Origin of the sequence: Hallella mizrahii, from assembly GCF_009695775.1 — a bacterium.
In the GTDB taxonomy this organism is placed as follows: Bacteria; Bacteroidota; Bacteroidia; order Bacteroidales; family Bacteroidaceae; genus Prevotella; species Prevotella mizrahii.
Genome location: NZ_VUNG01000007.1, coordinates 92,644 through 104,037, shown reverse-complemented (window position 1 = coordinate 104,037; position 11,394 = coordinate 92,644). Strand labels below are relative to the sequence as shown.

General features: G+C 52.0%; 8 protein-coding genes. 6 read left to right on the top strand and 2 right to left on the bottom strand.

Going from position 1 to position 11,394, the window contains the following annotated elements:
* Positions 1-487 precede the first annotated feature (487 nt).
* The 6 genes from FYJ73_RS04895 to FYJ73_RS04875 all read left to right on the top strand — a co-directional run bounded on the left by FYJ73_RS04895 (position 488) and on the right by FYJ73_RS04875 (position 6,027).
* Positions 488-3,835: a leucine-rich repeat domain-containing protein gene (locus FYJ73_RS04895; protein ID WP_154533590.1), complete on the top strand. Its 3,348-nt coding sequence runs from the start codon at positions 488-490 to the stop codon at positions 3,833-3,835.
* Between the two features lie 14 nt (positions 3,836-3,849).
* Complete coding sequence (locus tag FYJ73_RS04890; RefSeq protein WP_154533589.1) at positions 3,850-4,038, top strand: hypothetical protein; 189 nt, start codon at positions 3,850-3,852, stop codon at positions 4,036-4,038.
* Positions 4,039-4,242: 204 nt separating this feature from the next.
* Entirely contained in the window at positions 4,243-4,536 is a 294-nt protein-coding gene (locus FYJ73_RS04885; RefSeq protein WP_154533588.1) for an HU family DNA-binding protein, read from the top strand.
* Positions 4,537-4,819: 283 nt separating this feature from the next.
* Positions 4,820-5,359 (top strand): HU family DNA-binding protein, encoded by a 540-nt coding sequence (locus tag FYJ73_RS04880; RefSeq protein ID WP_154533587.1) that lies wholly within the window; start codon positions 4,820-4,822, stop codon positions 5,357-5,359.
* Between the two features lie 112 nt (positions 5,360-5,471).
* Positions 5,472-5,594 (top strand): hypothetical protein, encoded by a 123-nt coding sequence (locus FYJ73_RS16135; protein ID WP_262885117.1) that lies wholly within the window; start codon positions 5,472-5,474, stop codon positions 5,592-5,594.
* A complete protein-coding gene (locus FYJ73_RS04875; protein ID WP_154533586.1) occupies positions 5,572-6,027 on the top strand; it encodes a hypothetical protein in 456 nt (151 codons plus the stop codon). Before FYJ73_RS16135 ends, FYJ73_RS04875 begins: the two co-directional genes overlap by 23 nt.
* Here the strand turns inward: FYJ73_RS04875 and FYJ73_RS04870 are convergent.
* Both FYJ73_RS04870 and FYJ73_RS04865 read right to left on the bottom strand, forming a co-directional pair.
* Entirely contained in the window at positions 6,018-9,002 is a 2,985-nt protein-coding gene (locus FYJ73_RS04870) for a two-component regulator propeller domain-containing protein (RefSeq protein WP_235899232.1), read from the bottom strand. The genes FYJ73_RS04875 and FYJ73_RS04870 overlap by 10 nt on opposite strands.
* 45 nt (positions 9,003-9,047) lie before the next feature.
* The gene (locus tag FYJ73_RS04865; RefSeq protein ID WP_154533585.1) at positions 9,048-11,261 is read right to left on the bottom strand and encodes a RelA/SpoT family protein; all 2,214 of its coding nucleotides are present in this window, start codon (positions 11,259-11,261) and stop codon (positions 9,048-9,050) included.
* Between the last annotated feature and the right edge of the window lie 133 nt (positions 11,262-11,394).

The following is an 11,394-nucleotide window of genomic DNA, read 5'->3' as shown; positions in this document are numbered from 1 at the left end:
GTTTAATCGTTTATGTATCAATGATTTATTTGCACTACAAAGATACAAAAACTTTTGGACATTCCTTCTCTTTTCTCTTGATTTTTAAGACTTTAAGGGCGAGCTATTTGCAAGTGGGAAACTTTAGTAACTAACCCTGTTATATCAACAACTTGTTATCGCCAAAGGGCGATATGGCAGCTGAATAGCAACGGAGAGTTAACTCTATGTTAACGATAGCCTTTGAAACAATATATTATGTTAATAAATAAAATCATCAGATAATTAATATCTTGTTTTTATGTTCCTTTGCACTAAAATTGATTTTATAATTTATAAATTTCATAATTAAGTAATTTAAAATAGTATATGAGAGAAAACAATTACATGATCTCAAAAACGCTCATCTGTCGCTTCGGCAACACGCTAAGGAGGCTTATGCTCGTCACAGCGCTGCTGATTGCGCACGTGGCAACCTCCCTCGCATTGACAACGAACGAAACCTTCGATGAGGGGGGGGGTACACTACAAGGTTCTAGAAGATAACGGAACCGTTTGTGCCACAAGAATTGCAGACAACAACACCGCATCAGAAGTGGACATCCCCGCGACGGTCACCCACAATGATGAGCTCTTCACCGTTGTGGAGTTTGGTGGTGATTGGTCAGAAGAGTGGCATGTACAGGTAATTAAGTTGCCCAACACGGTGACCAAGATCAACTCGATGGCTATTTCTGGCAACAATAAACTGACCGACTTCTACATTCCATCCTCTGTAACCACCATTGACAAAAATTTTGGATCAGTAGCCACGCACTTCCCAAAATTCCATGTGGATAAGAATAATCAGAATTTTGTGTCTGACGAGGACGGCGTACTCTACAGTGCTGACAAGAAGGTGCTCTACGCAGTGCCGTCCTCAATAGCGCTTGTTGACGGCAAATATACGCTGCCCGAAGGCGTGACCACCGTCTACAGTGAGGTGCTCGCCGGAATAAGCGGCCTGACGACCATCGGCATCCCTGCTTCGCTGGAGCATATCAATGACGGCGCTTTCACCAACCCAAACAACAAGGAAGTGGCTGCCATAGAGGTGGCTGCCGGCAACACACATTTTAAGGTGGAACACGGTGCACTGGTTATGACCAACGCCACTGACAACAATGCTGACACACTGATCTATTACCCCATCGCCTATCAAGGAGATACCTTTACCGTGCCCGACGACGTGACGGTGCTGACAGCCAACAGCATAGCCAACAACGACAATATCAAGACTGTCAACCTCAACAAGACTGCTACCATCTATAACGGAGCATTGTCCAATCTGAAGAATCTCACAACCATCGGCATCTCTGCAAGTGTGAAGAATATTGAAGGCATCACAACCAATTGTCCGAACGTCAGTACATATAATATAGATTCGAACAACGACAATTATAAATCCATAGGCGGTATCGTATTCACCAAAGACGGAAAGAGGCTTGTGTTTTATCCCGCTACAAAGACCGATAAGGAATATAGCATTCCAGAGGGAACCCAAGCGATAGCAATGAACGCGTTCAACAACAGTCCACTGGAAAAACTCACCATTGCAGCATCAGTGAACAGCCTAACCGAAGAAAGCATTGCCAACATGCCAAATCTTACTGAACTTGACTTCGCCGCAGGATCCCAGTTGACTTCCCTCGGATGGCAGAACATTATCAGTTTACACAAACTCAAGAAAATAATTCTCCCTGAGGGAATTACGAAAATAGGAGAACGTGGCATCCGAGATTGCCCGGCACTGGAGGAAATCGTTGTGCCAAATGGTTCAAAGTTAACTACACTTGATCAGGGCAGTCTTGATGCTCCAGCCTTGAAGTCCTTCACTTTTGAGGGTACGTCTGCGCTGACTACCATCGGTGACGAAGTATTCAAAGGCATGACCCACCTTGAGTCTTTCACCATACCTGCCTCAGTTACCTCTATCGGTAATAGAGCCTTCAATGGCTGCTCGGGACTGAAAAACCTGATCTTTGCCACAGGCTCACAGGTCAAAAACCTGGGCGATGCTTGCTTTGCCGATTGCGGCTTTGAATCGCTTGCCCTGCCCGACCATATTGAGACCATTGGTAAAGAGGCCTTTCGTGATTGTAAACAGATGAAGGCCGTGCATCTCTCTGCCACGGTGAAGAGCATAGAGCCATCAGCCTTTAAAGGCTGCACAGGTATACAGGCATTTACAGTCGACGACAACAACCCGAATTTCGCAGCCTCTCAGGGTATGCTCTGCGACAAAGCTAAGACCACACTGAAACTCTACCCTGCCGGACTGATCAACGACGAGGCTACGGTGATTCCGCCTTCCATCACTGCCATCGGCGACTACGCATTCTATGACTGCGAAAACCTCACCAATGTCGTCATCCCCCAGAAAGTATCGAAAATCGGCGTACGCGCCTTCGGCCTCGACAACAAACTCAACTCCATCACACTGCTCTGCGATGCTGTCATCCCGGAAGACAATGTGAACACCACGGCAGCTGACATGAGCTTCGACGATGGTTCGCTGGGCACGGATATGTACAGCAACATCACCCTTTACGTACGCAAGGACCTGATGGATACCTACCAAAACAATAGCTTCTGGAAAAAGTTCAAGGCCATCAAGACTTCCTTCACCGTACAGCATCCGGGTGGAACAACTGATGAGACCGACGAGTTCCTGCCTCTGTCGCAGAAAGGTCTGCTGCTTATCAAAACCAAGAGCAAGGATCCCGTGTATGTGGCACCGCAAGAGGTGGTGAATAGCGGCGACAACACTGAGAGCAGCTACAAGCGCAACGTGAACATGATCGACAACTATGCCTTCGAGAACTGCGACGGCATCAAGGAGGTCGTCTTCAAGAACAATATCTACTCGCTCGGCGCTCTGGCGTTCTACACAAAACTGAAGCAGACAACCACCGACGGCGTTACTGCCTACGCACCGGAAAGCACCAGCATCGAGGATGTCGTGTTCTGTGGCAACAAGGCACCGGAGGTGATGATGAGCGATTACTACGACCTCGACAAGGCCGGCAACTACTATGCTTTCTCCAATCAACAGAAGATCTATGTGAAGAAGAGTGCCATCAATGCTTTCAAAGCTGCCCTGGACCACTTTAAGGAGCAAATTGACTACAAACTTCCCTTTGCTGGTATCACCAGCACCTACGGCACCTTTGCACGCGAGTTCGACACCGATTTCTCTGATTACTACAAGACAAACAACAAGGCTGACGTGGCTGCCTTCGTGGCCGGATATGAGCATGAGGGAACCGACGAGAACGGCAACACGGTAAACTACGTGCACATGACGAGTATCGACGAGAACGGTGGCTACAAGACCGACAATGAGAACGCCCACGGCTATGTACCCGCCAACACCGGCGTGCTGCTGATGGTCAAAGACAACAGCGACAAAGCCACACCAACGGACTTCTACTACACAATTGGTGAGCACGACAGCACAAGCTACACCATTAGCAGCAACCTGCTGACACCTGTGATGAAAGAGAACATCACGGTCGACGCCTCAGAGGCCGCACCCGTCTATATCATGCAGAAAACAACTGGCAAACTCGTCAAGGTGACCACACCGATCGCCAACTTCCCGACACACAAAGCCTACCTGATATTGCCGGCATCGACCAACGCGAAGGCTACACTGCAACTGGTATTTGGCAACGACAACACGACGACGGCCATTGATGCCATCTCCACAAGCCACAACAACGACGGCAAATGGTATGACCTCAACGGCAGGGAAATCAACTACCCGCAACACGGCGTGTTTGTCCACAACAACAAGAAAGTTATCATGAAATAATAAACGACAACCCTATGAAAAGTAAATATCTCAAACCACAAATCAAGGTGGTATCCTTTACCAACGAGCCCGTCCTGGAAGCTACGTCAGTAACCGTCAGCGACACAACGTGGAGCAAATCCCAAGACGTGAACACCGGCGAGATCGGTGCCAAGTCAAACAACTCTTTCAGCTCCTCGGTATGGGGCGATGATCAGGAGTAAAGAATAAACTGACACACTTTTAAAGGAGTGACCAGGGGCGAAAGCCTCTGGTCACTCCTTATTATATATTACGCGCGCGCGAGGCGCTCATTCACTTGCAAGAAAAGAACTGGGGAGCTTGACAAAGAAACGACAAAACAACAAGTTTTTTGAGCGTTGATTGAGAAATAATGATTACCTTTGCAATAATAAATACCTATCAACATGAACAGAACACAACTCATCGACGCAGTAGCCGCTTCCCTGCAAGTGTCAAAAAACCAGGCCGGCAACTGCATCAACGCCGTGTTGGGAGCCATCGCCGACAATCTCACAGAAGGAGACCAAGAGGTGGCCATCCCTGACTTCGGCCGCTTCTTTGTCAAAAACGTGGCGGCAAGACAATATGTCAACCCGTCCACCGGTGAGAAGATGACCGTGGAAGCTCACGACAAACTCGTCTTCAAACCCTCTGACAACATGGGCTACTATTCCCGCAAACACGCGGTCAACAAGTAAAAGCCCGCTTCCCACGGTGACTTTCCACCGCTTTCTTACCGCAACCGCCCGATGAAGCCATGGGCTGCTGCGGTTTTTTATGGCCTCAAAAAAACAGCTTCCCACCTAAATACCTATTATTAATCGTCAATAACAAGCAAAAACCTACCATAACCGTTAAAAACGTGCACTCAAGAACGTCCCATGCCGTAACTTTGCAAACGTAAACAAAAGACCTCACCTACCCTCCTAATAAGAGACCGAGGCAAGAGGAACCTGTTTTAATCTTAATTTTTTCAGTTTTATGTCTATTTATTATCGTTTGTATCAAAACAAGATGAAGAACAACAAGGCCTGCGGCAAGTACTTCGCCCGTGCCGTCCACACCGACATGGTGGACCTCGACGACATCAGCGACATCATCGAGCGCAACTGTACACTGAAGCGCTCCGACGTGAAAGCCTGCCTCACCGAGCTCGTAGAGGTCATGCGCGACAAGATGCAGAGCTCCAACAAGGTGCGCATCAACGGCTTGGGTATCTTCAAGATCAACATCAAGTCGGCAGGCGTCACCGACCCCAGCGAGTTCAAGGGAAACAACATCACCGGCTACCGCGTGGTTTTCACGCCCGAGCATAGCGTGATGAAGGCCAGTGGCAGCTACGTCGACGGTAAGTACGTGGCCAAGCGTGTCAACAACTACTATCTCTTGGAGGGCATCACGGCCAAGCATGCCAGCCAGTTTGGAGACGTCATCGAGGACTCCACCGCCACCGACGACAGCGAACAGAGCGGAAGCGACACGCCCACTGAGGGCAGCGGCAACAAGCCCACTAACGCATAGCGAAAACGCTGTCTTAACGCCCTAACAACTCTGCCACAGTCCCTCTCTCACAAGGAGAGGGGCGTGGCACGCCTTTTCCACGATAGTTCACTTCACTAAAACTATGAAAAACATGAATATCAAAAATTGGATTAAACTTCTGAGCCTGTTGGCCAGTATTCTCTCCGCTGTTATCAACTATGCCAAGAACCTCAAAAGCGAGAACGACACCGATGAAAACAAAGAAAAAGACTAACCCAAGGGGAATTAGAAACAACAATCCCCTGAACATCAGACTTGGGCGGTCACGATGGAAGGGTCTGTCGCCACGACAGACCGATCCCGCCTTTTGTCAGTTCACGGAGATGCGCTTCGGCCTGCGTGCCGCCTTCATGGTGCTGCGCTCCTATGTGACGCGCCACCATCTCAACACGCTGGAGAAGGTGATCTGCCGATGGGCTCCACCGCCGGAGAACAATCCCTCGACCTATCTTCTCTATATCTGTCAGCGCACAAGATGGGCGCCAACAAAACCACTGCCGCCCCTGGACCCGGAGTCGGCCTTCTGGCCGCTCCTCGTGGAGGCAATGGCCGAGGAGGAGTGCGGCAAAGACGTGATGACACAAGGACTGCTGAAACACGAGACGGTGGTGGAAGCGTATAAAAGCCTCACCACCAACTATCCTTGATACATGCTGGGCGACTGCCCGTATCTCTTAGTAAAGCAGCGCGTGAAATACTTCGGGTCGTTGAAGCCCACACGGAAAGCAATCTCTGAAATGTTGCGGTTGCCCACGTTTTCCATCAACATCCGGCGCGCCAAGTCGAGGCGATAGTTACGGATAAACTGTGTCGTGGACTCCCCCGTCTCGTCGTTGAGTTTCCGACTCACCGTGGAGCGGCTCATGCCCAGCTGATGGCAGAGCTGCTCCACGCCAAATTCCGGATCGCTATAGTTCAACTCCATCGTTGACATCACACGATCCATGAATGAGTGTGACGACCTTTCTATTTGTTGCTTGTCGGCCTGTTGTGTCTTCGTCACACTCTGCGTGTATCGTTTTTGGTTGCTGAGGATCGTCTGCACGCGTGTCTGCAGTTCAGTAGGGTTCTCACTCTCCTTGAGTGCCATCTCAATAGGCCGGTAGAGCCGCTCTGCCTCGCGGTCGCGCATCATAGCCAGGCGACGACGATAGAGCCCGATGACGCTGACCGCAACGGCGACAAGCATAAGGAGTATAAACCACCAGCTCTTATAGAAATAAGGAGTGACCACCACGCCAATGGCTATCGTGCGCAGCGGATGCCCTTCGACGGTACTGCCATACGCCACCTCAAACTGATAGTGGCCCGCCGGCAGGGTGGAGTAGCGCACGCTGTGCTGTCCCGGTTGCAGACGGATCCAGTCGTCCTCATAACCTTTCATGCGATAGCTGTAGACATCGTCGTGGCCACGGCCATAGTCAAGCGTAGAAAATTCGATGGCAAACGACTTGTTGCTCTCGTGGAGACGGATCGTGCGTGCCCGTGCAATGTTTTCCTTCAGAATCGACGAGCCCGCTCTGATCTCCTCGTTGTCGACAAAGAGACGAGTAAAGCACAGGTGCGCGGCCGTAGCGTTCTGACTGTTCAGTCCCATCAGTGCCGTCAGACCATTACACGAGCCAAGGTAGACAATGCCTTGGGGCGAGAGAAGGGCAGAGTTGAAATAGAACTGTGAGCTGACCAATCCATCGTCCTCATAGAAGTTGTCGAAGCTTTCTGCCTTAACATTCAACATTGACAAACCATGGTCGGTGGTGATCCACAGGCGTCCCTTGCGGTCCTCGGCGATACCCTTCACGGCGTTGCTCGGCAGTCCGTCGGCAGTGGTGTACGCCCGGAAGCGATAGTCGCGCCCGTGGCGTACGGCGCGGTAGAGACCATAGCCGTTGCTGCCGATCCACAGCGTGCCGTCGCGGCCTTCGCAAAACGACTGTATCTTCTCCAGAATGCCGCTCTTCGGATCGTCGAGCTTATAGGTATAGTGGCGGTAGCGCGTAAACCTTGTGCCTCGTCGCGACGTAAGGTCCACCTGTATCATACCCTGCTGACAGCCGATGAAAAGCTGATGGTCGTGGGTGATGACGCTGCCAATGCATCCGGTGACCATGCGGTTGCCGGGGAAGGGATCGATGAGCACGCCACGACGAAAGTCATAGAAGAACAGTCCCACGTTGCTGCCGACCCACAGTCCTTGGTTGCGCTCGTCGACAGCCAGAGCACCGGTGAAGTCGAGCATCCGCTGCATGGGCGGCTGGAGTGCCAAGGGGCGGATCACCGACGGGTGCTGCATGTCGAGCGAACAGACGCCGCCACCCCACGTGCCGATCCACAGCGTGTGATCGGCGCGGTCGGCGGTGAGCGTCGAGACGCTGTTGTGGGTCAGTGCGGAGTTAGCAGTGGTATAGTGGACAAAGGTGTCGGAGCCTGCCGCCTTGCGGTTGAGACCTCCCTCGACAGTGCCTACCCACAGTGTACCGTCGTGCTGGGCATACATAGCGTTGACACAGTTAGGTGAGATTGAGCCGGCGTCGCGCGGCGAGTGGACGTAGTTGACCAGACTGAGCAGACGCGGCGAAAGCTTGTTGATGCCGCCCGACTCAGTGCCGATCCATATCTGGCCCTGAGAGACAAGGAAGCAGTTGACAAAGTTGCTGGTGAGCGGCAAGTCAGCGCTACTCATATTATAATGTGTAATCCGGTGGGCACGCGGGTCGTAGACATCCATGCCGCCCAACGTGCCAATCAGCAACTCGTGGTCAGCACCGAGGGCAAAGCTGGTCACAAGGTTATGGGTCAGGCTCATGGGAGAGGTGCCCTGCGAGAGATGGGTCTTGGCATTGTCGTTGATGTAGATGCCGGAGAAGGTACCCAGCCACAGTTGGTCATGATAAGGTATGATGGCAAAGATGCTACCGATGATAGGGGCAAAGAGAGCATTGCGGTTATGGGCGATGACATGGTTGCCCTGCACGGTGAGCTGCGCAATGCTGGTGTTGCAGCCCAGCCATACGTTGCCCTTTCCGTCAACGTCATACAGCGCCACGTCGGGAGCATTGAGCCGGTAGGGCAACACGGCCAGTGCCACCGCAGTGCCCTTCGTGTCGAAGGAGAGGCAATAGAGATGGCCTGTGGTTGCCACCCAGATGTTACCCCGTCCGTCCTTGTAGGTTCTGATGCCGCCTTCGCGCAACGCGCTTTGCAGCCGTTTCGTCAGATCCGGCGTGGCACACTTTGGCATCTGCTCCTTCATATTGTCGAGGCTCAGCACACCCGTGTAGTCGTCGAAAGCAATCCACAGGCGGCGGTAATTATCCTCTACGACATTCTTGCAGGAATGACTGCGCAGCAGTGCCCCACCCCACTCCTTACTGTCGAAATAGTCGAAGGTGTAACCATCGTAGCGTATCAGTCCACCGGCGCGTGTACATACCCAGATGAAGCCGTAGCTGTCCTGATAGATGTCGTCAACGAAGTTGCTGGGCAAGCCATTGCTCATGGCAAGCACATCAAGATGGTAGCGCTTCGGTTGAAAAGCACAGAGCTGTGTCGTACAGACAAGCCACACTACGGCAACAGCCAACAGACGGAGATGGGATATGATGCGATATGATGCGTTCAAAACTGAAGGTAGACTTAAAATTATACAGGAAGGGACAAGCCCGGCTTATATTCTGCTTACATCTCTGACACCCTTGACGGCTTTGAGCTTCTTGATAAGGCTCTGCAGTCGTGTGGTGTCCTCGAGCTGCACGACAAGGTTGCCAGAGAAGAGTCCGTCGTGGCTGTCGATGTTGATGGAGCGCATGACGATCTTTTCATCCTTGGAGATGATGTTGGTCAGGTTGCTCACCACACCGATATCATCGTTGCCGATGACGCGCAAAGTAATGGCGTATTTCGATTGTCCCTTGCCACTCCAGCGTGCCTTGACGATGCGGTAGCCAAAGCGGCGTCGCATCTCGGCAGCGTTGGGACAGTCGGTGCGGTGGATCTTGATGCCGCCACCGGCCGTGACGAAGCCGAAGATCCGGTCACCATAGATAGGATGACAGCAGGGCGCAAGTTGATAGTCGATGCCCTTAAGATTTTGATCGATGGTGAGCACGTCGTCGTCGCTGTGGGTGAGTTCCTCGTTGGGGCTCTCATAGGCAAAGTTCTCGGCCGAGACAATCTCGTGCTCCTTGGCAGCGTTTTGCAGATGGTCGCGCACAGCCACGTATTGGTCGATGACCTCGTTGGAGTCGAGTTTTCCATCAGCGATCTGCCGATAGAAGTCAGAGGTCTCCTTGAAGCCCATCTTTTTGATGAGATGGCCCATGACGCTCTCTTCCATCTCCACCTTTTTATTCTTAAATCGCCGCTCAAGCAGTTCCTTGGCATAGAGTCCCTCTTTGGCCTGCGTCTCTTTCAAGGCAAGGCGGATCTTGGATTTAGCCTTGGAGGTCTTCACGATGTTGAGCCAGTCGCGCTTTGGACTTTGGTTGCTTTGTGTGATGATCTCCACGCTGTCGCCCGAGTGGAGTTCCTGCCGCATGGATACTACCTTGCCGTTGACGCGTCCGCCCACACAGCTGTTGCCGATCTTGGAATGGATGCGATAGGCAAAGTCCAGCACCGTAGCGCCAGCGGGGAACTTAAAGAGGTCGCCCTTGGGCGTGAAGGCATAGATCTCGTCGGGTGTCAGGTCCATGCGGAACTGGTCCATGACTTGCAAGCCGTCACCGGCTTCGAGGGCCGAGCGGATGTTGGCGAGCCACTCATCCATCTGCCCGCCACTCTTGATACCTTTGTAGCGCCAGTGAGCCGCAAGTCCGTGCTCAGCAATATCGTCCATGCGCTCGGTGCGTATCTGCACTTCCACCCATTTGTTTTCCGGTCCGAGCACAGTGATGTGCAGGCTCTCGTAGCCATTGCTCTTCGGCACGCTGAGCCAGTCACGCAGTCGTTTGGGGTTGGGCTGATACATATCGGTGATGATGGAGTATACCTGCCAGCACTGTTGTTTCTCTTTTTCCAATGGAGAGTCGAGGATGATACGTATGGCAAAGAGGTCGTAGATGCCCTCGAAGCCGCACTGCTGCTTCTTCATCTTCTGCCAGATAGAGTGGATGCTCTTGGTGCGCCCTTTGATGTGGAACTTCAGCCCAGCTTCCTCGAGCCGCGCCTTGACAGGTCCAATGAATCGGTCGATGTAGGCGTCGCGCGCCTGTTTGGTGGCGTTGAGTTTCTCCTTGATCATATAGTAGGCGTCGTGCTCGAGATATTTGAGCGAGAGGTCCTCGAGCTCGCTCTTGAGCGTATAGAGTCCAAGCTTATGGGCCAGTGGCGCATAGAGATAGCTGGCTTCTTCCGACACCTCGTGCTGTGCCTCCTTGTTAGGCGTGTCGCGGATCTGTCGCATGATGTTCACACGGTCGGCGATCATGATGAGGATCACGCGCATATCCTCGGCAAAGCTCAGGAGCAGATTGCGGAAGTTCTCGCTTTCGATGACGGGATTTTTCTCATAGAGCTTTTGGATGCGGATAAGTCCGTGGACGATACGCGCCACGTTGTCACCGAAAGCCTTGCGTATCTCTTCCACTGCCTCAAGGTGATCGCCGAGACAGCCATAGAGCATCGTGGCGATGACACCGTCGCGGCGCAATCCTATCTCGTCGACGGTGATGCGTGCTGTCTGCAAAGAGGTGAGGATAGGGTTCAGTCCGAAGACATCGCGGTGGACGCCGCCCTGCTCCATCGTGTGCTCTATGAAAGCGGTCAGATGCTCCTCATCGCCAGGCATCAAGCTGTCGGCGAGCTTGTCCTTAAGGTCGTCATGGAGTATCTTTGTTTCCTTCAATTCTTCCGGTGTAAACGCAAACTTCTCTTCTTCCATAGCCTAAATCTTAACAAATAACTCGATAAAAACGTCACTTATCCCTTGCAAAGTTAAGCGAAATGGACGTAACGACAAAGGAATTTATGCTTTTTTTGCCGTTCGCGGGTAAAAAGGGCAAAAGGATGACAGA

Excerpts from the sequence above, each read along its gene's own strand:
- FYJ73_RS04890 (WP_154533589.1), top strand. The coding sequence starts at position 3,850 with ATGAAAAGTAAATATCTCAAACCACAAATCAAGGTGGTATCCTTTACC.
- FYJ73_RS04880 (WP_154533587.1), top strand. The coding sequence starts at position 4,820 with ATGTCTATTTATTATCGTTTGTATCAAAACAAGATGAAGAACAACAAG.
- FYJ73_RS04875 (WP_154533586.1), top strand. The coding sequence starts at position 5,572 with ATGAAAACAAAGAAAAAGACTAACCCAAGGGGAATTAGAAACAACAAT.
- FYJ73_RS04895 (WP_154533590.1), top strand. The coding sequence starts at position 488 with ATGAGGGGGGGGGTACACTACAAGGTTCTAGAAGATAACGGAACCGTT.
- FYJ73_RS16135 (WP_262885117.1), top strand. The coding sequence starts at position 5,472 with ATGAATATCAAAAATTGGATTAAACTTCTGAGCCTGTTGGCCAGTATT.
- FYJ73_RS04885 (WP_154533588.1), top strand. The coding sequence starts at position 4,243 with ATGAACAGAACACAACTCATCGACGCAGTAGCCGCTTCCCTGCAAGTG.
- FYJ73_RS04865 (WP_154533585.1), bottom strand. The coding sequence starts at position 11,261 with ATGGAAGAAGAGAAGTTTGCGTTTACACCGGAAGAATTGAAGGAAACA.